This window comes from Colwellia sp. KS18-150 (assembly GCF_057551365.1).
The window spans coordinates 485,158-508,591 of the sequence record NZ_BAAJMC010000002.1 but is presented as its reverse complement, the minus strand read 5'-3'; the positions used below and the strand labels follow the sequence as shown (position 1 = coordinate 508,591).

23 protein-coding genes are annotated in these 23,434 nt (G+C 37.2%); 12 read left to right on the top strand and 11 right to left on the bottom strand.

What is annotated here, in order from left to right; all coding sequences use genetic code 11:
* Nucleotides 1–90: 90 nt before the first annotated feature.
* The 5 genes from AC27IF_RS05400 to aroQ all read right to left on the bottom strand — a co-directional run bounded on the left by AC27IF_RS05400 (nucleotide 91) and on the right by aroQ (nucleotide 3,150).
* On the bottom strand, nucleotides 91–357 hold the full coding sequence (locus AC27IF_RS05400) for a hypothetical protein (protein ID WP_487052721.1): 267 nt from the start codon (nucleotides 355–357) through the stop codon (nucleotides 91–93).
* Nucleotides 358–505: 148 nt separating this feature from the next.
* Nucleotides 506–664: an oxidoreductase-like domain-containing protein gene (locus AC27IF_RS05395; RefSeq protein WP_487052720.1), complete on the bottom strand. Its 159-nt coding sequence runs from the start codon at nucleotides 662–664 to the stop codon at nucleotides 506–508.
* A gap of 108 nt (nucleotides 665–772) precedes the next feature.
* Nucleotides 773–2,119: an acetyl-CoA carboxylase biotin carboxylase subunit gene (gene accC, locus AC27IF_RS05390; RefSeq protein ID WP_487052719.1), complete on the bottom strand. Its 1,347-nt coding sequence runs from the start codon at nucleotides 2,117–2,119 to the stop codon at nucleotides 773–775.
* A 23-nt stretch (nucleotides 2,120–2,142) separates the two neighbouring features.
* Nucleotides 2,143–2,592, bottom strand: coding sequence for an acetyl-CoA carboxylase biotin carboxyl carrier protein (gene accB / locus AC27IF_RS05385; protein WP_487052718.1), 450 nt, complete (start codon nucleotides 2,590–2,592; stop codon nucleotides 2,143–2,145).
* Between the two features lie 99 nt (nucleotides 2,593–2,691).
* Nucleotides 2,692–3,150 (bottom strand): type II 3-dehydroquinate dehydratase, encoded by a 459-nt coding sequence (aroQ, locus tag AC27IF_RS05380; RefSeq protein WP_487052717.1) that lies wholly within the window; start codon nucleotides 3,148–3,150, stop codon nucleotides 2,692–2,694.
* Between the two features lie 565 nt (nucleotides 3,151–3,715).
* Between aroQ and AC27IF_RS05375 the strand changes: the two genes are divergently transcribed.
* From AC27IF_RS05375 to AC27IF_RS05365, 3 genes are read left to right on the top strand one after another with little or no spacing between them, the layout of a single operon-like run.
* The gene (locus tag AC27IF_RS05375; protein WP_487052716.1) at nucleotides 3,716–4,102 is read left to right on the top strand and encodes a type 2 periplasmic-binding domain-containing protein; all 387 of its coding nucleotides are present in this window, start codon (nucleotides 3,716–3,718) and stop codon (nucleotides 4,100–4,102) included.
* Nucleotides 4,080–5,303, top strand: coding sequence for a hypothetical protein (locus AC27IF_RS05370; RefSeq protein WP_487052715.1), 1,224 nt, complete (start codon nucleotides 4,080–4,082; stop codon nucleotides 5,301–5,303). The genes AC27IF_RS05375 and AC27IF_RS05370 overlap by 23 nt, the downstream gene beginning before the upstream one ends.
* Before the next feature lie 9 nt (nucleotides 5,304–5,312).
* Nucleotides 5,313–7,760: a putative bifunctional diguanylate cyclase/phosphodiesterase gene (locus AC27IF_RS05365; protein WP_487052713.1), complete on the top strand. Its 2,448-nt coding sequence runs from the start codon at nucleotides 5,313–5,315 to the stop codon at nucleotides 7,758–7,760.
* Nucleotides 7,761–7,823: 63 nt separating this feature from the next.
* Here the strand turns inward: AC27IF_RS05365 and AC27IF_RS05360 are convergent, their stop codons facing one another.
* Both AC27IF_RS05360 and cutA read right to left on the bottom strand, forming a co-directional pair.
* Complete coding sequence (locus tag AC27IF_RS05360) at nucleotides 7,824–9,725, bottom strand: protein-disulfide reductase DsbD (RefSeq protein WP_487052712.1); 1,902 nt, start codon at nucleotides 9,723–9,725, stop codon at nucleotides 7,824–7,826.
* A gap of 5 nt (nucleotides 9,726–9,730) precedes the next feature.
* Nucleotides 9,731–10,045, bottom strand: coding sequence for a divalent-cation tolerance protein CutA (cutA, locus tag AC27IF_RS05355; protein ID WP_487052711.1), 315 nt, complete (start codon nucleotides 10,043–10,045; stop codon nucleotides 9,731–9,733).
* A 141-nt stretch (nucleotides 10,046–10,186) separates the two neighbouring features.
* Here cutA and AC27IF_RS05350 point away from each other — a divergent pair, with 141 nt between their 5' ends.
* The 6 genes from AC27IF_RS05350 (at nucleotide 10,187) to AC27IF_RS05325 (ending at nucleotide 16,530) form a co-directional block, all read left to right on the top strand.
* Nucleotides 10,187–10,714, top strand: coding sequence for an FxsA family protein (locus AC27IF_RS05350; RefSeq protein WP_487052710.1), 528 nt, complete (start codon nucleotides 10,187–10,189; stop codon nucleotides 10,712–10,714).
* 117 nt (nucleotides 10,715–10,831) lie between these two features.
* A complete protein-coding gene (locus tag AC27IF_RS05345; protein WP_487052708.1) occupies nucleotides 10,832–11,122 on the top strand; it encodes a co-chaperone GroES in 291 nt (96 codons plus the stop codon).
* Nucleotides 11,123–11,210: 88 nt separating this feature from the next.
* The gene (gene groL / locus AC27IF_RS05340) at nucleotides 11,211–12,860 is read left to right on the top strand and encodes a chaperonin GroEL (RefSeq protein ID WP_487052706.1); all 1,650 of its coding nucleotides are present in this window, start codon (nucleotides 11,211–11,213) and stop codon (nucleotides 12,858–12,860) included.
* A gap of 742 nt (nucleotides 12,861–13,602) precedes the next feature.
* The gene (locus tag AC27IF_RS05335) at nucleotides 13,603–14,169 is read left to right on the top strand and encodes a DUF4136 domain-containing protein (protein WP_487052705.1); all 567 of its coding nucleotides are present in this window, start codon (nucleotides 13,603–13,605) and stop codon (nucleotides 14,167–14,169) included.
* A 69-nt stretch (nucleotides 14,170–14,238) separates the two neighbouring features.
* On the top strand, nucleotides 14,239–14,745 hold the full coding sequence (locus AC27IF_RS05330; protein ID WP_487052704.1) for a DUF3016 domain-containing protein: 507 nt from the start codon (nucleotides 14,239–14,241) through the stop codon (nucleotides 14,743–14,745).
* Between the two features lie 153 nt (nucleotides 14,746–14,898).
* Nucleotides 14,899–16,530, top strand: coding sequence for a mechanosensitive ion channel family protein (locus AC27IF_RS05325; RefSeq protein WP_487052703.1), 1,632 nt, complete (start codon nucleotides 14,899–14,901; stop codon nucleotides 16,528–16,530).
* A gap of 58 nt (nucleotides 16,531–16,588) precedes the next feature.
* Here AC27IF_RS05325 and AC27IF_RS05320 read toward each other — a convergent pair whose 3' ends face one another.
* On the bottom strand, nucleotides 16,589–16,897 hold the full coding sequence (locus AC27IF_RS05320; RefSeq protein ID WP_487052701.1) for a hypothetical protein: 309 nt from the start codon (nucleotides 16,895–16,897) through the stop codon (nucleotides 16,589–16,591).
* Between the two features lie 42 nt (nucleotides 16,898–16,939).
* A complete protein-coding gene (gene epmB / locus AC27IF_RS05315; protein WP_487052699.1) occupies nucleotides 16,940–17,980 on the bottom strand; it encodes an EF-P beta-lysylation protein EpmB in 1,041 nt (346 codons plus the stop codon).
* A 67-nt stretch (nucleotides 17,981–18,047) separates the two neighbouring features.
* Between epmB and efp the strand changes: the two genes are divergently transcribed.
* From efp to AC27IF_RS05300, 3 genes are all read left to right on the top strand, one after another.
* Nucleotides 18,048–18,620 carry an elongation factor P gene (gene efp, locus AC27IF_RS05310; RefSeq protein ID WP_487052698.1) on the top strand — a complete coding sequence of 191 codons (573 nt, stop codon included), beginning with the start codon at nucleotides 18,048–18,050 and terminating at the stop codon, nucleotides 18,618–18,620.
* A 62-nt stretch (nucleotides 18,621–18,682) separates the two neighbouring features.
* A complete protein-coding gene (locus AC27IF_RS05305; protein ID WP_487052696.1) occupies nucleotides 18,683–19,345 on the top strand; it encodes a porin family protein in 663 nt (220 codons plus the stop codon).
* A 300-nt stretch (nucleotides 19,346–19,645) separates the two neighbouring features.
* On the top strand, nucleotides 19,646–20,668 hold the full coding sequence (locus AC27IF_RS05300; protein WP_487052694.1) for a LacI family DNA-binding transcriptional regulator: 1,023 nt from the start codon (nucleotides 19,646–19,648) through the stop codon (nucleotides 20,666–20,668).
* Nucleotides 20,669–20,747: 79 nt separating this feature from the next.
* On the opposite strand, the gene AC27IF_RS05295 is transcribed toward AC27IF_RS05300, so the two are convergent.
* Both AC27IF_RS05295 and AC27IF_RS05290 read right to left on the bottom strand, forming a co-directional pair.
* Complete coding sequence (locus AC27IF_RS05295) at nucleotides 20,748–22,238, bottom strand: MFS transporter (protein ID WP_487052692.1); 1,491 nt, start codon at nucleotides 22,236–22,238, stop codon at nucleotides 20,748–20,750.
* Between the two features lie 191 nt (nucleotides 22,239–22,429).
* Entirely contained in the window at nucleotides 22,430–23,419 is a 990-nt protein-coding gene (locus tag AC27IF_RS05290; RefSeq protein WP_487052691.1) for a glucokinase, read from the bottom strand.
* Nucleotides 23,420–23,434: the final 15 nt, after the last annotated feature.

Below are 23,434 nucleotides of genomic sequence, written 5' to 3'. Positions count from 1 at the left end.
AGTGCAGTAATCGATTTGATGGTGTTAAATCGCTATTGAATTTTAGGCATAAAAAAACAGCTTCGTAGCTGTTTTTTTTATGCTTTAACGCTAATGCCTAAAAGAAATCTCAGGCTTAATATTGATCATGCCATCGGCAGTTATTGTAGCAATTTTTTTATCTAATTTTAAAATCGCTAACGGCGTGTTATTAACATAACGTATATAAGTTAGCATGTAACCAAATTGACCAAGGTTTGATACAGAGAATTGTTGGCTTAGAGTTAATTTATCCCAATCAACACCTTGCTCATCACTTGCTTCTCTTCTATCAGTTAACGTATTGTCTAACTCTAAAGTAGTGGCAGTATTTAACATGTATCACCTCGTTCATTAGCATAAATTAATAGTAAGCTAATCATATCAAGCTCATAAATCGATACTGTTTTGAAGTGTTAACCTCTGTTACATATTGTACAAATTAACATCAAGGTGAATGGTAGGAAAATTTAAGAGGATTATTCTTTTAAGAAGCTAACGTTTGTTGCTCTTTTAATTTAGCCTGCGCTATGCGCCACTTTTGTAGTTCAGCATAGTAATGATCCCAGACACAAGGATTACAAGCACCGCCACCGCAACAGTCGTCATCAGCGGGAGGGGAAGGTTTGTTTAATTGTTCACTCATAACATTTCTCGTTCGTACTACTCGCTGTTATTGTACAATAAAACATTCAGAAACAAAAAAGCTCTGCCAGTGCAGAGCTTTTTTAATTTAATCTTACGGTTGTAAAACTTATTCTGCTTCAGCTAATTTCTTTTCTAGGTAATGAATATTAGCACCGCCATTTACAAAGCCTTGATCGTTTAGAATATCTTGATGCAAGGTAATATTTGTTTTAATACCATCAATGACTAATTCAGATAGTGCATTACGCATACGAGCTATAGCAACGTCACGGTTATCACCCCAAGTGATTAGTTTCCCTATCATGGAGTCATAATGAGGTGGAACAGAGTAATCAGCGTAAATATGAGAATCCCAACGAACTCCTAGGCCACCTGGAGGATGAAAACGGGTAATTTTCCCTGGTGAAGGAATAAAAGTACGTGGATCTTCAGCGTTAATACGACACTCTATTGAATGACCTGAAATTTTAATATCTTCTTGGGTATAAGATAAAGGCTGACCGGCGGCAACACGAAGCTGCTCTTTGATCAGATCAACATCAGTGATCATTTCAGTTACAGGATGTTCTACTTGAATACGGGTATTCATTTCAATGAAATAGAATTCGCCATTTTCATATAAGAATTCAAATGTACCTGCACCGCGATAATTAATTTCGATACACGCATTACAACAACGCTCACCAATTTTGGCTCGCATTTCAGGCGTAATTCCTGGAGCAGGAGCTTCCTCAACAACTTTTTGATGACGACGTTGCATAGAGCAGTCGCGCTCACCTAAGTGTATTGCAGCACCTTGACCATCAGCGATAATTTGGATTTCAACATGACGAGGGTTTTCAAGGAATTTTTCCATGTATACCATGTCATTTTTGAAAATTGTACCCGCTTCTTTCTTGGTTAATGCGATTGACTCAATCAACTCTTCTTCAGAGCGAACAACGCGCATACCACGACCACCACCGCCACCGGCAGCTTTAACGATAACAGGATATCCAATGCGTTTGGCGTGTGCCTTATTAACATCCTCATCATCAGTTAATGGGCCGTCTGAGCCAGGAACACAAGGAACACCTGCGGCTTTCATTGCTCTGATCGCAGCAACTTTATCGCCCATAATGCGGATACTTTCTGCTTTTGGTCCAATAAAGGCAAAACCTGATTTCTCTACTTGTTCAGCAAAGTCAGCATTTTCAGCTAAAAAGCCATAACCTGGATGTATTGCTACAGCATTGGTAACTTCAGCAGCCGTAATAATCATAGGGATATTAAGGTAACTATCTGGAGCTGGTGCTTTACCTATACAGATGGTTTCATCAGCTAATAGTACGTGCTTTAAATTTTTATCAGCGGTTGAATGCACAGCAACGGTTTTGATACCTAGCTCTTTACAAGCGCGTAAAATTCTTAAGGCAATTTCGCCACGGTTGGCGATAACAACTTTATCTAACATGGAATGACCCTTTTAGGTTGGGCTTATTCAATGATGAATAGCGGTTGATCAAATTCGATAGCATCTTCGTTTTTCGCTAGCACTTCTTTGATTACACCTGATTTATCGGCTTCAATTTGGTTCATCATTTTCATTGCTTCAACAATACAAAGTGTATCGCCAGCATTTACGTGTTGACCTACTTCAACAAAAGATGGTGCGTCAGGAGAAGCAGAAGCATAAAAAGTGCCTACCATAGGTGAACGTACAAGATGACCTGTTAATGCAGGAGCACTAGCTTCAGCAGCAGGTGCTGCGCTAACTTGAGCGGCAACAGGAGCAGCGATTGGTGCTGCTTGCATAACAGGAGCCGCGGCAACTACAGGAGCGCCTCGGCTGATACGTACAGATTCTTCACCTTCAGAAATCTCTAATTCATTAATTCCTGATTCTTCAACTAATTCAATAAGTTTTTTAATTTTACGAATATCCATTGTGATACCTTTTGTTCGTTGTGCTTAAATTAATAGTAAGCTAATGACAAGTCACTAGCTGTTAATGTTTGTTATATCTATTTACGCAAATAACGCCTGCTATTTACTTTTATTGTTTGTTAAGTATGACTGTGCAAAATCAAGCGCATAGCTATACCCTTTTGCTCCTAATCCACATATAACGCCAGTAGCGACATCGGATAAATAAGAATGTTGTCTAAATTCTTCGCGTGCATGTACATTAGATAAATGTACTTCTATAAAAGGTATATCAACAGCTAACAATGCGTCACGAATCGCGACACTCGTGTGAGTAAAAGCAGCAGGATTGATAATAATAAAGTCAATTTTTTTAAATGCTTGATGTATAGCATCAATTAATTGATGTTCTGCATTTGCTTGTACATGCGTTAATGTTATGTGCTCAGCTTTCGCTTCTGCAGTTAAATGTTCGATTATTTCATCTAAGGTTTGAGCACCATAAATTTCTGGCTCTCGTTTGCCTAGCATATTTAAATTAGGGCCATTTAGCACTAAAACGTTAAAATTTGTCGTCATCTTCGGTAAAAACACCTTTAAAATAGAGTTACACTTGATAATTACATAAAACTACTTTGCTGTGAATAAAAAAAGCATTGTTTTTCATATTAGCGACATTATGGGGTATTTCGAAGAATATAGCAGCAAAATACTGGTCTAATCTCTTTTGTTGTAAGTTTGGTTGGTATTTTTTGATTAATACGACTACACTTGGTTTAGTGTTTACGATTTTTTAAGGTATTGTTTTTAAAAGGATTGTTCATAGTTCAATTGAACTGGATGTAATGGAATGTGTTAGTGTATCTTGTTATATATCAAGTGATTAGCTGTTGTATTAATATAATCTACACAGGATCACATATTTGATAACTTGATCAAAAACTAAAGGTTGTAACTCAAGGGTGAATTCTGATACCTTGTTACAAAATGTGAATCTTTGTATAACATTTTCAATAAGCTATAATTTATTTGTTTGAATTTTTCTTGTAGCTAACACCAATCCTATTAAATTCCCCCACTTAATAATTGGTGTAGCAAGGACTGTATTATCAAAACACTTTATTTTTTGTGCTTACTTATTCTTATGGTTAGCTTTAGCTCAACAGCGACTGCTGTTGAAATTATTGTGCATCCATCAGTAAGTGAGAACAATGTCACTATATCTCAATTACGTCGTATTTATACTATGCGACAAACCCAGTGGTCTGATGGCCACCATATTGTCGTGTTTGTTTTACCAAGGCAGCATCAATTGCATCAACGCTTTAGTAAAGAGCGATTACAAATTTTCCCATACCAATTAGAGCGCATTTGGAATAAATTAACTTATTCAGGCCTTGGTGTTGCTCCTATTTTAGTGAATACCCCAGAAGAATTAGTAGATGCAGTAACAAAAACACCTGGTGCAATAGGCTATACCGAAATCATTGTCGACAAAGGAGCAGTAAATGTCATCAGTATTAACCAATAATTTATATCGCCTAAGAAGGTGTACTTTATTATTACGGAACATGGCATGTGCAACCTTGATGATGAGTGCTTATTGTCATGGCGAAAACTTCCAAGTACATGGCTTTGCAGCTCAAGGTCTTATTAATGTCAATGGTAGTGATTTTGTTAATGATGACGGTGAGCTATCGGCTGAATTAACTGAAATAGGATTAAATGCTTCGTATATATTAACGCCGACGCTTAGATTGGCAGGTCAAGTTGTTTATCTTGATGGCGGAAATCGTTATGACCCAGGTGTTAGAGTTGATTACGCATTACTGGATTGGTCGGCATATAATAGTCAAAACTGGCAAGTTAATTTCTACTTGGGACGCTATAAAAACTATCACTGGCTATATTCAAGTACTCGGGATGTTCCTTTTACTAGACCTACTATCATTTTACCTCAGTCTGTATATTTTGACGGTTTTCGTGATATATCAGTCGGTGCAGACGGCGGAGCTATTAAAATAAGTCATAGTTCTGATAACTTGGGTGACTTTGATTTCAATATTAGTACCGGTTCGTCGCCGATCTCAGAAGAACAAACCAAAATAATTTTAAGTGAGTTTGCTTTAGGAGACATGAAGCACACCCATGATTTACAAACAAGTTTGTATTGGCAGCCCTTTTTATCTCCATGGCGTTTTGGTATTGCCTTATTAGATAGTGAATTTGAATATCATGCTGCTTCAGAAGGAGATATGTTTCAAGACGCTAATATTGTTTTACAACGTGTTATTGCTAATGTACTTTATGAAGGTGAATCATGGGAGTTCAGCGGTGAAATATTGCAAGAGCGTTTTGTTCTTGATGACTTCTATTATCAAGGATTTCATCAAGACAATATTGGCCAAGGTATTTATGTGCAATCTCGTTATAAGGTTAATACTGACTTAACCTTATTGGCAAGGTATGAGCGTTTCTATGCGAATAAAGATGATAAAAAAGGTTATGATCTTGAAGAAAATACGCAAGGGATCGTGCCTCGTTATTTTGGCTATCAGCATGATGCTACGTTAGGTTTGTCTTATGATTTGTCTGATAATTTAAGGTTGCAGTTTGAGTACCATTATATTGAAGGCACAGCACGACTTACACCGGTTGTTTTGCCTAATCCTGAAGTTAATGATAATGAAAATTGGCAGATGTGGGCAATGCACCTCATGTATTGGTTTTAGGGGCTACTGATGACTAAGCGCTTTATTAGTGTTCCGGTTAAGTTGTTAACCTTAATCATTTCTACCTTGTTATTTTTGGCAATAGGCTTTTCAATGTTGTCATTATCTCGCCTACAAGAGGATTATAAGCAATATCAGCAAAATACCTTAGATCAAGGGAAAGCACAATTTGAGCTCCATAGTGATATTTTACGTTCAAAATTGACTGTGTGGTTAGAGTCTTTCGCTGAATTGACTCAATTAGCGCAGCAAGATAGCTTCGAGCCGTTTTCAGAAAAGTTGGCTGAGCAATTTGATGGTTTACAATTACATTTGAATGTTGAAAATCTATGGTTGATTGATGCCAAGAATAAGTCGTTATTTATTACTTCAACAGTGCCTGACATTGTCAAAGAAAATATAGAACAGGTTCAGCGCTTTCAACAACCTCAACATAAAATATTTTGCCAACAATATTGCCAGCTCTTACTGAGCTTACCTTTACTTAATAGGCACGGCGAATTCGTAGTGGTAACCATGAGTGCTTCGTTGGTTGATATGCTCTACGCTATTAATACGTCTTTAAATAGCGATGTTGCGGTAGTAAGTTTTCCGGTAACTCAACGAGGGGAGGGAGAGGGAAAAATCATATCTTCCTCGAATATGCAATTAGCCCAATCTTTGTTAGATGCTAATCAAGAAAGTGATCTTACACTTGTATTGGAGCAAGGGTTACAAATAGACTTAGCAGAACAAAGTTACTTAATTAATTTATTACCTTTAGCTAGAAATATTGAGCGAGAGTTTTACCTTTCTTTAATTGATGATGTTACCCCGTTTAAAGCTCAAAACACTAAATATAGACAACAATTTCTTTTTTCGTTAACTGGGTTATTCTTATTGCTCAGCCTCTTTGTCTATTCTGTTGCTCGACCATTCACCAAGCGTTTATTGCGCTTATCAAATGCTTTACCTTTGCTAGCCAATAAGAAGTTTGACCAATTTCGTCAGGTAAAGTTAAAAAGGCCTATTGTATTTTCCGATGAATTAGATGTGTTAACTGACTCAGCGTTAGAGCTAAGTTATGAGTTGGAGCAACTTAATATTGAGGTAGAGCAAAAAACTAAAGAGCTTGAAAATATAGCCATGTATGACTTGTTAACAGGTTTACCAAATAGAAATATGCTGAACTATCAATTGCGTAAGTCTATTGCCAATATTGGCCGTTATGGTCATGGTGTGGCGGTACTGTTCTTAGACTTAGATGACTTTAAAAAAGTAAATGATAGTAATGGCCACAGTGAAGGAGATAAGTTACTGATCCAAGCAGCTGACCGAGTTAGGTTAAGTGCTGGGAAAATTGATCTTGCTTGTCGTTTTGGTGGAGATGAATTTGTATTAATACTAGGGCACTTATCTTCTGTCGAAGAAGCGGTAAACATTGCTGAACAATTACTTGTACAGTTTAAAGAGCCAATCAGATTAGGCTCGAGTATTTTCTATGTGTCTACTAGTATAGGTATCGCTTACACCGAGTCAGCCGGTGAAAAAGCAGAAGATTTAGTGTCTCATGCCGATATTGCTATGTATGAAGCAAAAGATAATGGTGGTGCTCAATATCATGTCTATCATCCTGCTATGTACCAACGTGTTGCTCATCGAGTGATGCTTGAAGGTGAGGTAAGACAAGCATTAGCGAAAAGGCAGTTTAGTTTAAGTTTACAGCCACAACTGTGTGCTAAAAATAAAAAACTATTTGGTTTTGAAGCTTTGCTACGTTGGCAACATCCTGAAAGAGGGATGATTTCTCCTGAAGATTTTATTCCTATCTTAGAAAACTCACAGCATATGATTGAATTAGGTTATTGGATTATTCATCGCTGTTTTGAGCTAGCATTAATGTTTAAGAAAAGAGGCTTGGGAGATTTACAGATTGCCATCAACCTTTCTGCAGGACAATTTGCGGATATTAATTTACCTGATTATTTACAAAGTTTATTGGATAAATTTTCATTATCAGCAGAGCAATTTGAATTAGAGTTAACTGAGCAAACATTAGTTAAAGATATTGATAATACAATCGCGATGATGGATAGCCTAAAAGCGATGGGCTTTAGTTTTGCAATTGATGATTTTGGTACAGGGTATTCTTCTCTTGCTTACATACGTAAAATGCCAATAGACGTGATCAAAATAGATAAAAGCTTTGTTTTCGGCATGTTAGAAAACCACGCTGACTATCAAATTATTATATCGACCATAGCTATGGTTAAAAATTTAGGGTTAACGGTTATCGCAGAAGGTGTTGAAACCGGTGCTCAATTGCGAAGCTTAACTGAGAATGACTGTGACATAATACAAGGTTACTATTTTTCTAAACCAGTACCAGAAGTAGAGTTGTTAACTTTTCTTGATAATCATATTCAAGACGGCTATTGGAAAACTAAGGTAGACAAACAAACTGCTAAAATAATTTAAAAATAAAGCCTTACTTAACATATCATTAAGTAAGGCTTTATTCTATTAAGTAAGTTTAGTTTGTTAAAAAATACTCTTTATATGAGCACTAAAATCATCTGCTTTCATAAAACCAGTCACTCTTTGTTGGCTTAGCTCTTTACCTTGCAAATCAAAAAATAAAATAGAGGGCAAGCCAAAAACATTAAAATGTTCCATTATGGCTACGCTATCATTAGTGCCAGTGTCAGTTAAATCAATTTGAAGTAACACTGAGTTTGCTAAGGCTGCTTGAACTTTAGCTTCAGGAAAAGTGTACTCTTCAAATTCCTTACAAGCTATACACCAATCCGCGTATAAATCTACCATCACAGTTTTACCCTGAGAGTTGGCCTGGGCTACCGCATTTTCTAGTTCAGCTAAAGACGTTACTTGGGTAAAATGCTGTATTTGACCGTGTTGTTCCATACCTTGAATAGACTGTGATTTATTAGGCATGAATGTTTGATAAGCCATATTAGCACCAATAAACATCATCAAGAAAATGAGTAATGAACGCAGACCATAAGCAAAGCCTTTTGGTTGATTAAGTGCCGAATTTTGATTGGCCACGTAAAAGTAACTTGCTGAACCGAGTACTAATAACGCCCATAGAGCTTGAGCGGCTATTGCAGGAATAAAGCGCTCTAATAAAAAGACTGGTACGGCTAGCAGTAATAACCCAAAGATGTTCTTAATAATATTCATCCAAGCACCTGCCTTGGGTAATAATTTACCGCCTGAGCTACCTAAGATTAATAAAGGTAATCCCATCCCTAAGCTCAATGCATATAAAGCAGATGCACCTAAGATCACATCGCCTGTTTGGGAAATATATAATAAAGCACCGGTTAGTGGCGCGGTAGTACATGGAGAAGCGACTAAGCCAGAAATAACCCCCATAATCACTACCCCAAAAATAGAGCCGCCTTTTTGCTTGTTACTTAAGTTATTCAGTTTATTTTGCCAGCTAGCAGGTAGTGCTAAATTAAAAACACCGAACATTGAAAGTGCGAGAAAAATAAATAATACGCTAAGTGCTATTAAAACTATTGGGTGCTGAAACATTGCTTGAAACTGAGCACCAGCTAATGCCACGACAATACCAAGTAAAGTGTAAGTTATTGCCATACCTTGTACGTAAAAGAAGGATAAGGTAAAGGCTTTCTTGGTTGATAAAGGAGTGTCCTGATTGTTCCCTGCACCAACAATAATGCCAGTTAAAATTGGGTACATAGGAAATACACATGGGGTAAATGAGAGTAGTAAACCACCAACAAAAAAAGCAACTAATGTTAAAAGTAAGCTATCTTGTTTTAACATATCCGCAAGCTGATGCTGCTCACTAACCTTGCTATTATCTTCTATATTAGCAGGGGAGGTATTGTTTTCTTCTAAGTTCATCGCAGAGAGAATGTCAGCCGGGCTGTTGTTTTCTGTCTGAGTTAAAATGTCATCCAGAGCAATAACCTTTTTGGTTGGGGGATAACATAATCCTTTTTCAGCACAACCTTGATACCGAACAGTGACAAGAGCATTCTCACCTGAATCTTCGATATTGATAATGAAATTAACAGCTTCTGTATAAACTTGTTGTACGCCAAAGAACTCATCTTCATGATCTATTCCCTGAGGTAACTCCACTGCGGATAGCGTTGCATTCTCACTAGCAAACTTAAATTGATGACGATATAAATAATAACCTTCGCTAATATCAAAGCTGATGTGTAGTTGATTATTCTGTTGATCAAAGTTAAATATAAAGGCTTCGTCTACTTTTAAAAACTCATCATCGTTACTAAACAGCGACGAATCTGAAGTGTCAAAAATGGATTGCTGAGCATGGACAATAGAAGGCTGTACACTACCAAGTATGAAAACTAAGGCAAATAATACGTATAAATGTTTTTTTAAAATTAAAATTAAAAACGATGGTAAATTTTTCATTACTGCTACTTCAAATATTCACGGATCCAGTTTAAATAGTGTTTATCACCTTGCTGGATATTCAAGGCAATCACTTCAACTACATCATAAGGGTGTAGTTCATTAATGCGTTCATTTAATAGTGAAAATTTATCACTATTAGTTTTTATTAACAGTTGTACTTCAGTACCGCATTTTAATTCACCTTGCCAATGATAAATGGAGGTCATGGTTGGTAAAATGTTTATGCAGGCTGCTAGTTGTTCAGTAATTAAAGTTTCAGCAAGCGCTTTTGCTACTTGCTCATCAGGACAAGTGGTTAATACCAGTTGAAATTCCATAGGTCACACTTTCGGTAATAGTCTTGTCTTATTCTCTTAAAAAAAACCTTACAACACCAGCAATAACTGTTGTAAAAATACTCTACGCTTGAAAAAGACCTGTTAACCCCAATATATCTTACAAAGAAAACAGGAGTCTTTATGTTTCGCATATTATTTGCACTATTTATTATTGTCCCAATTATTGAAATAACGGTATTGATGCAGGTGGGGGAATTGATTGGCGCTTGGCCAACAGTTGCTATTGTCATTGTTAGTGCTTGGCTTGGAGCTAAGTATGTACGCCAACAAGGTATTGCGACCTTGCAATCAGTACAAACTAAAATGGCTCAAGGTGAAATGCCTTCTAGTGAAATCGTCACCGGCATGATGTTACTCGTTGCTGGGGTATTATTAGTAACACCAGGTTTTGTTACAGATACCTTTGGATTATTGTTATTGATACCGGCTGTTAGGCAAGCAATCGCTAGTTCAGTGCAGCAGTATATCATTACCAATCAAGGTAGTACGTTTAGAGCAAGTGGCAGTTTTCATTCTTCTACGTTCACAAAAACAACTGGCAATACCTATGAGAATGAAGTTGATAACGATGACGTATTTAGCAATAAAGAGTCAATTAGTCATCATCAGGGGGAAACTATTGATGGGGATTTCAAACGAAAAGATTAGATAAAAATGAAAAACTTCATCTAAAGACTTGTGAAGTTCCTTTTTAGCCCCATTTATCTTATCAGCAGTATTCAAAATACATTTTATATTTAATTAATGACTCTCAGGAGAGCATAAATGAGCATTCGTCCATTACACGATCGCGTTATCGTAAAACGCAAAGAAGTTGAATCAAAATCTGCTGGCGGCATTGTATTAACAGGTAGTGCAGCTGAAAAATCTACTCGCGGTGAAGTGATTGCAGTAGGTAATGGCCGTATTCTAGAAAATGGCGAAGTGCGCGCACTAGACGTTAAAATTGGCGATCAAGTGATTTTCTCTGAAGGTTACGGTGTTAAAACTGAAAAAATTGACGGCGAAGAAGTATTGATTCTTTCTGAAGCTGATATTTTAGCAATTGTAGAATAGTCGCATAAATTAGTACGTAGGCGGGAATTTATTCGCGCGAATAAATTCCCGCTTACAAAAAACAAACCAAATCATAGGAATAAATAACATGGCTGCAAAAGACGTATTATTTGGAAATGACGCTCGTGTAAAAATGCTGAAAGGCGTAAATGTTTTAGCCGATGCGGTAAAAGTAACATTAGGCCCTAAAGGTCGTAACGTGGTATTAGACAAATCTTTTGGTGGTCCAACGATCACTAAAGATGGTGTATCCGTTGCTAAAGAGATTGAGCTTGAAGACAAGTTTGAGAACATGGGCGCGCAAATGGTTAAAGAAGTTGCTTCTAAAGCCAATGATGAAGCGGGCGACGGTACAACTACTGCGACAGTTTTAGCTCAAGCGATTGTTAATGAAGGCTTAAAATCAATTGCTGCTGGTATGAACCCAATGGATCTTAAGCGCGGTATTGATAAAGCCGTTGTGGCTGCAGTTGAAGTGTTAAAAGATACTTCTACACCGGTTACTGATAATAAAGCGATTGAACAAGTAGGTACTATCTCTGCTAACTCTGATGAAACTGTAGGCAAAATTATCGCTACAGCCATGGATAAAGTAGGTACTGAAGGTGTTATTACTGTTGAAGAAGGTCAAGCTTTAACTGATGAGCTTGATGTTGTTGAAGGTATGCAATTCGACCGTGGTTATTTATCTCCATATTTCATCAACAGCCAAGAAAATGGCACAGTTGAAATGGAAAGCCCATTTATTCTTCTTGTAGATAAAAAAGTTTCAAACATTCGTGAGTTATTAACAACACTTGAAGGTGTTGCTAAAGCTGGTAAGCCATTACTGATTATTGCTGAAGATGTTGAAGGTGAAGCCTTAGCAACATTAGTAGTTAACAACATGCGTGGTATCGTTAAAGTTGCCGCAGTTAAAGCACCTGGTTTTGGTGACCGTCGTAAGGCTATGCTTCAAGATGTTGCTACCTTAACTGCAGGTACTGTGATTTCTGAAGAAATTGGTATGGAGCTTGAAAAAGCTACTTTAGAAGATTTAGGTCAAGCTAAGCGAGTTATCATTTCTAAAGACAATACGACTATTATCGATGGTATTGGTGAAGAAGCCGATATCCAAGCACGTGTTGCTCAAATTCGTGGTCAAATTGAAGAGTCATCTTCAGATTACGATAAAGAAAAACTTCAAGAACGTTTGGCTAAATTAGCCGGCGGTGTTGCGGTAATTAAAGTTGGTGCAGCCACTGAAGTTGAAATGAAAGAGAAAAAAGCTCGAGTAGAAGACGCTTTACACGCAACACGCGCAGCAGTTGAAGAAGGTGTTGTTGCCGGTGGTGGTACTGCATTAGTACGCGCAGCTGAAGCAATTAAAGATCTTGAAGGAGCTAACGAAGATCAAACTCACGGCGTAAATGTTGCTATCCGTGCTATGGAAGCACCACTGCGTCAAATCGTATCAAACTGTGGTGATGAATCTTCAGTTGTATTAAACGAAGTACGTAATGGTGAAGGTAACTACGGTTACAATGCTGGCAATAGTACTTACGGTGATATGATTGCAATGGGTATTTTAGATCCAACTAAAGTAACTCGTAGCGCATTACAATTTGCAGCTTCAGTTGCTGGTTTAATGTTAACTACTGAAGCCATGATTACCGATGCACCACAAGATGCTGCACCTGCAATGCCTGATATGGGCGGCATGGGCGGTGGTATGGGTGGCATGCCGGGCATGATGTAATTTATGCTGGTCTAAATTGTTAATTTCATCGTTGCTATATAGCTCGTTTAAGAAACACTAAACGTCACTATAAAGCGCCTTGAACTAAACAGTTTATCCTGCGCATAAAGCATTTTAATGTCTATAGCACATACTGAATAAGTAAATAAAAGCTCGCTTAGGCGGGCTTTTTTGTTTTCGTACAAGCAGAAATGATTAGTTTGCTTAAGAAACACTAAACGTCACTATAAAGCGCCTTGAACTAAACAGTTTATCCAGCGCATAAAACATTTTAATGTCTATAGCACATACTGAATAAGTAAATAAAATCTCGCTTAGGCGGGCTTTTTTGTTTTTGTAAAAGCAGAAATGATTAGTTTGCTTAAGAAACACAAAACGCCACTATAAAGCGCCTTGAATTAAACTGTTTATCCTGCGCATAAAGCATTTTAATGTCTATAGCACATACTGAATAAGTAAATAAAAGTTCGCTTAGGCGGGCTTTTTTGTTTTTGTAATGCAGAAGTGAGTAGTTCTTTTAAGCTCGTTTAAGGAACACAATACGTCGTTACCAAGTGCCTTGCTCTAATATGATTTATCCAGCGAAAATTCTATATTCGTTATAAACTTTTAAAATCCGCTTAAGCGGTTTCTTGTTATCTTAATTACACTCTGTTTCATAAATAAACTTAGTGAATTTGTATTTATATGTCAGAATATGACACTATAGTTTTGAAAAAATTACTATTTCTAGGATTAGGAAATGAAAAGAATGATGAAACTGTTTGCTGTAGTTTTTACTACTATTACGTTAGCTGCCTGTGTACAAGTACCAGTAGAAAATAATAGCCGAGCAAACCAATTAGCGGTTTCTAGTGTTAGGGATATGCCAATGACATATCCAAAGGGAAGTCTTTTTTCAATGTCGCCCAAATATGTGAAAGAAACTTCACTTAAGGCGAGTCAAACTCAGGCTGTATACCAGTTATATACAAACGCTATTGTAGGCGACCTGCAAGAACACGGTTTTATGGATACACAATCGCCAAGCAAAGCTGCTTTTCATGTGGATTTTGGTATCGCGCTAACTCAAGATTTTTCTGATGATACTATTGATAAAAAATTTGGTATTTCACCAGGCTTGCCTGAGCAAGACGATTTAAAGAAAGGAAGCTTTTTAATTAGCATTGAAGATGTTAAATCAGGTGAGCGTGTATGGCGTGGTATCGCACAAGGATTTGCTCATGAAGAGCTCACAGAAGAAGAAAGGGTTCAGCGAACTAAACAAATAGTCACCACAGTAATGAAACAATTTTATCAACCTCATTAACATTTGTTAACAGCACTATCCTTGTGAATGTGTTTTACTTAAGCTGTACCAAAAGAAGAGGATATTGATATGAAAACATTAACTACAACCTTGTTAGCTTTATTTACTGTTGTTTCATTGCAAAATGTTGCTTATGCGGCAACTTCTGAGGTTACATGGACAGATTATGAAAAGTATCGCGATATTCACCCTGGTGAAGGCAGTCGAAAGCATTTTCGAGAAAATACCTTTCATAATTTTGAAAAGCACTTTACTAAATTAGCCGAACGCTTGCCTGAAGGGCAAGTGTTGAAAATAGATGTTACAGATGTTGATCTAGCAGGAGACACCAATGCTGGTGGCATAAATCGCTATCGTATTGTTAAGGAAATATACTTTCCACGAATGAATTTTTCTTATCAGTTAGTTGATGCCGATGGCACTATCATCAAAGAAGAGACTGTTGAACTGAGAGATATGAATTTTATGTCTGGAAGCAACCTTAAATATAGAAACAAATCGTTAGGTTATGAAAAGAAAATGCTAGATGACTGGTTTTTCAAAACCTTTGAAGACAAAATTATTAAACAAGAATAATTTATCTTTAAGTCATGAAAGTTAAATAAAAGCTGCCTCGGCAGCTTTTTTTATGTAAAAAACTTAATATTTTTGTGCTATTCAAAACTCCATCTTGAGGTTAATTGTTTACCTGTGTAATCTATTTGTAATCCTATCTCTCGGAAAATATTAATGAAATCCTTACTAAGCGCTTTTTTCTGTCTACATGTATTGTTAAGCCCTTTTAGTTTATATGCACAAGAGCAAGAAGCACCCAAAGTTTCACTCAAAGACGTCTTAGAGAAAGAAAGTCATAAAGAGAATCCTGAAGATGAAATTGAAGATACAGAAGACTATGATGTCCCAGAAGATAAATATAATAGAGGGCAGCCGAGAAATAGCTTTGAAGGCTTTATATTAGCGGCTGAAAACCAAGATTTTAGTCGGGCAATAGAGTTTCTTGATTTTAGAAATGTGAGTGAAAGCACCCTTTCGCTAGGTAAAGAAGAACTGGCGAGACAACTCTACGTGGTTTTTAGTCGGACTTTATGGCTTGATATCGACAGTATTACTAATGATCCACTTGGAAACCTTGAAGAAAAACATATCCCAAGCTACCGTGAGTTAATCGGTACTGTCCCTACGGCACAAGGTAAAATCAAACTCCTTTTGCAACGAGTGCCTAGAAAAAACGATAGAGTGAAAATTTGGAAAATATCTAATGCTACGGTTGAGAAAATTCCACTACTAAGTAAAGAATATGCTTATACCCCGCTAGGTGAATGGTTATCAAAAAACTTACCTTCCTCCAGTTTTTTAGGCGTTAAACTGTGGCAGTGGGTATATTTTTTATACATGTTCTTTATATTTTTCCTGATTGCTAAAGTGGTAACTTGGTTAGTGAGCAGGGTTTTAGTGATGTTTTATCCCACCCTTTCGTTGGAAACACAACATTTTATTAAGCGACCTTTAGCATTATTATTTGCCGTTATCTTTGTACGTAATTTTCTGCCGGAAGCTAATGCTACATTAGCTTCAAAAGCCGTTGCAGAGGGAGCAACGTTACTGACTATAGCTTGGCTGTGGCTGCTATTTTGTTTTGTTGACTTGATGAAAACTAAGCTAGCAGAGCGCTTTGTTAAACAAGATAAACCATTAGCAGTTTTTTTATTAAGACCGGCAGGTACGGTAGTAAAGTCTCTGCTTGTGGTGATGACGGTATTAATATGGTTTGAAAATTTAGGTTTTAGTGCCACTACTTTATTAGCAGGTTTAGGGATAGGTGGTTTAGCCATTGCTTTAGCGGCACAAAAAACCGTAGAAAATATCATCGGGGCAATCACTTTATACACATCAGCGCCAGTTAAAATAGGCGATTTTTGTCGGTTTGGTAAACACTTAGGCGTAGTTGAAGAAATTGGGTTACGGGCGACAAGAATACGAACGCTTGATAGAACCGTTATCTATATTGCCAATGCTAAGTTTGTTGATATGGAAATTGAAAACTTTTCGGAGCGTGAAAGAATAGCTTTTCGACCTAAAATGTATTTATCACCAACAACGACAATGGCAAATATTGAAGCTCTGTTAACAGAGTTAAGAGATACCTTCGCATCTCAAGATACTCTCTCTACTGAGCCACAACGTGTTCACATTAAAGCCTGTACACAAAAAGGTATTGAACTGAATATTTTACTCTATGTAAAAACCACTAATTTTGATTCATATTTAAATGAAATTAATCAATTAAATTTAACCATAATATCGTTACTAGAAAAACATCAATGTCCGTTGCATGTTGTTAGCGATAGAGTGCTTGTGTAGTTAGCCTGAGCTGGTTTAAAAGAAGATTTAACCGAGCTCAGATTAGGCGTGTTTTATTTTAGGCGCTATGACTTTGTTCAAAGCCAGCGAGCACAGTAAATAGTTGCTCTATTTTCTTCACTAAAGGTATTAATAATTGCTGCTGTTCTTTATTGGCTTGCCAATGTAATAAGTCATCAGCAATTTCTTCAACGTATGGCTGAAATGTATTTGCCGAGCATTCAAAGCCAGCGTCTTTTTTGAACACAGCTTCAAAGCTTGCTTTTTTATGTTCGCGAAGATCGGCTAGGGTTGCGTCAGCGGTAAGTGCTTTTTTTAAGATAACAGATATATTTTCAATTAACTGCTGTTCAATAGCTTTAGTCATGGTTAGTACTTCGTTTAATCAAGGGGTAAAAATCTGTGGGAATTATCGCAGATTTATCGGTGTTTTGTTAGTTTGGCCGGCAATTTCCCTTACTAACTTTGGCATTAAAAACCCAGGTAAACTTGCTAGCATTTCTTGAGCTATAGAGATTGCTTTTTCTTCACTAACATCAAAGTGAGCGGCACCTTGTACTTGATCAAATAAATGCAAGTAATAAGGCATAATTCCAGCATCAAAAATAGTTTCACTTAAGGCTATTAACGTTTTGGCATCGTCATTAACCTCTTTCAGTAAAACACTTTGATTAAAAAGCGGAATTCTTGCCTGACGTAGCGGCTCAAGTGCATCAATGACATCAGTTGATACTTCATTACTATGGTTAATATGTAGCACTATAGTGGCTTTTAAACGTGTATTAGCGAGTAGTTGCACAAATTCATGAGTTATTCGATTAGGAATGACAACAGGCAAGCGGCTATGAATGCGCAATCGTTTAACGTGAGGTATTTTTTCAACCTGCCTGATTAGCCAGCCTAAATGTTCATCGCTTGCCATAAGTGGATCGCCGCCACTGAAGATGACTTCAGAAATTGATTTATGTTCGGCGATATAGGTTAATGCACTTTGCCAGCGCAGCTTATTCGGACTATTGTCTTGATAGGGAAAATGGCGTCTAAAGCAATATCGACAATTAATCGCACAACCCGCTTTAACGATCATTAAGACACGATTTTTATATTTATGTAGTAAACCTTCTGCAACCGTATCATGCTCTTCTAAAGGGTCAGCAATAAAGCCGTCGGTAACAACAAACTCACTTGATAGCGGCATTACCTGCTTTAACAATGGGTCGTTAATATCACCTTTTTTCATGCGCTCAATGAAAGGTAATGGCACACGAACTGGAAATAATTTTTTCGCTTTGAAGTGCTGTAAATAGTTATCGGCATCAATATCAAGTAAGGAGAGTAACTTTTGTGGGTCCGTAACGACTTGACGCAGATCTTTTTGCCATGAATTTTCACTGCAAAGATGCAATTGAGGGTCAATTTGGGTTATTATCTGCGACAATTCTAATTTCAACTTATGTTCTCTACCTTATATGATGCGTAGTTTAAAGGTAATAGACAATTAATTAAAGAGCACACTTATGGCTAATTTCAGTACTAACCAGTTTAAAGCTGGACTTAAAATCATGCTTGATGGCGAACCTTGTAATATTCTTGAAAACGAATTGGTCAAGCCTGGTAAAGGGCAAGCCTTTAACCGCGTTAAAATTCGTAAGCTTGTTTCTGGTAAAGTATTAGAAAAAACCTTCAAATCTGGTGAGTCAGTAGAAGGCGCAGATGTTATGGATGTTGAATTAGCATACCTTTATGCTGATGGTGAATTTTGGCATTTTATGAATAATGATACGTTTGAGCAAATTGCTGCAGATGATAAAGCCGTTGCCGATACAGTGAAATGGTTAGTAGAAGGTGATGTATGTACTATCACTTTATGGAATAACTCGCCAATTTCGGTTACACCACCAAATTTCGTAGAAATAGACATTACAGAAACAGATCCAGGTTTAAAAGGTGATACAGCTGGTACTGGTGGTAAGCCTGCGACATTATCTACAGGTGCGGTTATTCGAGTGCCTTTATTTGTTCAAATTGGAGAAAAAGTAAAAATTGATACTCGTTCAGGAGAATATGTATCAAGAGCAGGGACAAAATAGAGTGTCTTGATGACATTTTTTTGTTAATTTAGTGTAAAGTTTTATTTATTAAAGGGAATGATATGAAAAGAATAGTGCTCATCAGTTGTATTTTGACATTATTTACGCTGAGTATTAGTACAGAGTCTAATGCTAAACAAACGAAAAGAGATGATAAGTGGGAAGCTAGCTTTCAATTACTCAATAGCTTATCTACTGACATTAATGGCGAAAATAACACGGGTGTCGAAATTGATGATGATATCGGTTGGGGCTTTACCTTAGGGTATAATGTCAATCCTCATATCCTCGTTAATTTTGAATTTGCTTCTACCACACCAAGATATGAAGCAACACTCATTGATGAAGATGAAGACCCTTTCACCCTTAAACATAAAATGGACTTGTACCACAGTCAATTTAATGTAGTTTATAACTTCTTCACTGAACAGTTTACACCGTATGTACAAGCCGGTGCCGGTTGGAGCTATCTTGATAGTAATATTGCTGATGGTCCACCAAATACTGTGTGTTGGTGGGATCCGTGGTGGGGTTATATTTGTGACGGTTATCAAAGTACATACGACGATACCCGCTTCTCATACAATGTTGCCGCTGGTGTTAGATATGAGCTAGATAATAGTATGTTTTTCCGTGCTAGCTACCAACAAAACTGGGTAGACTTAAGCCATTCAAGTGACTTAAGCTTAGGCATGATTCATTTAGAAGTGGGATCTATATTCTAAATTAATTGGTCATTGATTTTAAAAGCCCAAGTATTGTCTTAATACTTGGGCTTTTTACTTTCTAAAATAGTTTTTTGGACTTATTCAAGTTCGAAATATTTATCTAAAACTAGTGAGCATTGGTCATTCATTGTTTGTTAGGAAATGATTAAAAGAGACTAAAAATCTTAGTAGCCTCTAGTTTACATTTTACTGTTTTATTTAACTATTTGTACTAAAAGCACAACATTTAATCACTATACTTACATAGCATAGTGGGGTATATTCTGGTAATAATTAGCCTTGTTAGGGTTTACTTAAGTGAAAGAAAAAGCTACTTCTTTTGATATTGCTTATCAAGCAGGCGTTTCTCAATCTACCGTTTCTAGAGCACTGCGCAATAGTCCGTTAGTGAATGAAGAAACTCGACAAAAAATTCAGGCGATAGCCAAAGAATTAAATTATAAGGTTGATAAAAACGCCAGTAACTTGCGATCACAACATTGTGACACTATCGCTCTGTTGTTATTCGAAGATCCCACCAATGATGATTCGGCAATCAATCCATTTTTCCTTTCAATGTTAGGAAGTATTACCCGAGCTTGTGCTGATAAAGGCTATGATTTATTAGTTTCTTTTCAACAAGCAAGTAACGACTGGCATGCTGACTTTGAAGACAGTAATAAAGCCGATGGTCTAATTTTATTAGGTTACGGTGATTATATTGATTATAAAGAAAAGTTAATTCAACTTAGTGAACAAGGTACTCATTTTGTTCGTTGGGGCGCAGAAGTGGAAGACTTACCTGTTGTCTCTATCGGTTGTGATAATATTTTAGGTGGTAAAGAAATTACTGAGCATGTCATTAAGCAAGGTAAAAAACACTTCGCTTTTTTGGGGAGTGCCTCAAGCCATGCACCTGAGTTTTTCGACCGTTATAAAGGTCACTGCCAAGCATTAAATAATCACGGTTTAGTGATTAATGAAAATGCTCAATTTAATGCTTTTTATACCGAAGAAGCAGGCTATGATGCTGCTTGTAAGTTAATTGCTAGTGGTGAAAAATTTGATGCTATCTGTGCAGCAAGTGATTTAATTGCTATCGGTGCTATGCGCGCTTTAAAGGAGCACAATATCAGTATTCCTGAGCAAGTTGCCGTGGTTGGCTTTGATGATATAGCCATTGCTAGTTTTACTTTCCCACCGTTAACCACTGTGAAGCAAGACACCAAATTAGCCGGCGAGTTGTTGGTTAATACTTTGTTAGAGTCTATCGAAGGTAAAGATACAACAACAACCTTGATTCCGCCAGAGATGGTTATTCGTAAATCTTGTGGAACTTAATCGGATTGATATCAATCTCAAATAGATAATAAAAAAGGGCGCTAATTAGCGCCCTTTTTAGTGACCATTATAAATCACATTACGCTGTAACTTCTTTATTACTTGATGGTGAGCTTTGCTCTACACCATCTTTAACAAAAAAGACTGATAGTGCTGCTAAGAGCATTGAGCCACCTGCCATCATAATGATATAAATTGCTTGGTTATCAAACACTGCGGTTAAAATCCAACCGGCGAAAATACCTGAAACAATCTGTGGTGCTGCGATGGTAAAGTTGAAAATTCCCATATAAACACCAGTTTGTTTTACCGGTAAAGAGCCAGCTAGAATAGCGTATGGCATGGCTAAAATTGCCGCCCACGCAATACCTATACCTACCATAGGTAAGAATAATGATACTGCCCCTTGAGGTACTTCAATTTGCGTTATACCTAAGTTAACTAAAGTTAAGGTTGTATCTTGCATTAGCATAATACTGATATAACCAATACCACCAGCAAACAATGATAAAGAGTAAGTAAGTTTACGGCCTATTTTATTGGCAACTTTAGCCATGAATAAAGAGGCAATAGCGGCAAATAATGAGTAAGCGGCGAAGATTATACCCACCCAATCACCCGCAGTACCTTTTGCTTTAGCAATATGCTCAGGAATAGTACCGACAGTTTCTAAATGATGCGGGTCAAACCATTTAGCATCAATTTCCCAAATATGCTGTGCGATAGCTGGCATGGTATAAACCCACATAATAAATAACGCAAACCATGAAAAGAATTGCACCACGGCTAATTGCTTCATTGTGGTCGGCATCGTTTTCATTAGTCCAAAAAATGCAGATAGTTTCTCACCGAGAGAGCTTTCTGATTCATTCTTTTCTAACTCGGCTAGCCCATTAGTGCCAGGGGCATATTCTTTGGTTCTAAATACTGTCCATAGAACAGAGCCTAGCATGACAGAGGCACCTATATAGAATGCCCATATAACTGATGGGGCAACATTGCCGGTACTGGCAGTATTTTCTAAACCAATAACATTGGTTAGTAAGAAAGGAAGGATTGAACCAAAGACAGCGCCAATATTAATTAAAAATGATTGAATAGAGTAACCAATATTACGTTGTTCACTTGGTACCATGTCAGAGACTAAAGCTCGAAATGGTTGAAAAGCTAAGTTAAAGGAAGCATCCATTAAGGCTAGCATCATAGCGCCGAAAAATAATGGCGTAATGAAGCTCGCTAAAGTAGCTGAGTTGGGCATAAGTAACATACCAATGGCAGCAGCAATACCACCGGCTAATATATACGGGTTTCGACGGCCGAACTTGTTCCAGGTTCTATCTGATGCAGAGCCAACTATAGGTTGGATCAGTAAGCCCATGATTGGCGCTACCAACCAAAATAATGATAGTGAATGAAGATCTGCCCCTAAATCAGATAGTATTCGACTGGCATTAGCATTTTGAAGTGCAAAACCGAATTGAACACCTAGAAAGCCAAAACTGACATTCCATATTTGCCAAAAACTAAGGCGAGGTTTTTGTGAAGTAGAACTTGTATTATTGGAGGTCATGTAACGGACTCTTCTATTAATTCGATTGGTTTGAATCATACACATCAACTTTAGTTGTTATGCATTAAACAAGGGTATATTGAAAAAGTATCTTATACACAAGGTATGAGTTATTTCAATATACCCAGATTGCGAATTAACAGCTATCTATTACATACGTATTCAATGATTAAATACGTTAAGGAGGGAAACTACTGTTGTAATAAAAAAGCAGCAGCGCCAAGTAGGCCTGGCTGTTGCTCAGTGATCACATAAGTCGGTGCTTGCTCAGTAATATGAGATAAACGGCCTTTAGTTTCAAAGCGCTCTCTGAACTTACTCGCTTTAAGAAAGTCGATAAAACGAGGCACAATACCACCGGCAATATAAGCACCGCCTTGGCTGTTAGTGATTAAGGCTAGGTTACCCGCAAAACTTCCCAAGGCTTGACAAAAGATCAATAAAGTTTGGTGACAAAGATGACAAGTTTCATCAATACCTTGCTTACTGATTTCTTCTGCCGACAGTTTACCTTGCACTTCATCTTCATCTTCATTTGCTAAAGCTTGATAAATTTGTTCAAGGCCATAGCCTGATAAAAGCTGTTCATAAGAAACACGCTCTTTAATGGTATTTAAAAAACGTAACACAGCAATTTCTTGTTCACCTATAGGGGCAAAGTCTACATGCCCACCTTCACCACTAACGCAGTGCCACTGACTTTTACCTGCAATTGATACCGGAATTAAGTTAGCAACCCCTAAACCTGTACCTGGACCACACACTGAAATTGGCATACCTGAAACTGCCTCACCGCCACCGATTTTAACTTTTTGGTCATCGTTTAATAGAGGAATAGCCATCGCGATAGCTGTGTAGTCATTGATAAAAGTTAAACTATTTAATGATAAAGTGGCTTTTAATTCTTTTTGAGAAAATTGCCAAGGCAAGTTTGTCATCGAAATTATGTCTTTGTCAGTAGGGCAGGCAATGGCCAAACAAGCATCAATAGAGCAGTCGTATAGCTCTTTAGACTTAATATATAGCGCAAGTACGTCTGCTAAGCTGTCAAAATCAGCACATCGATAAGTTTCAATATCAGTAAACTTCTTTTCAGTTTCGGCATTTGCCTGTGCAATACGAATATTGGTGCCGCCAATATCGGCAATTAATTTGATGGTATTGGTTACTGCTGTATTCATTGTAAAATATTACCC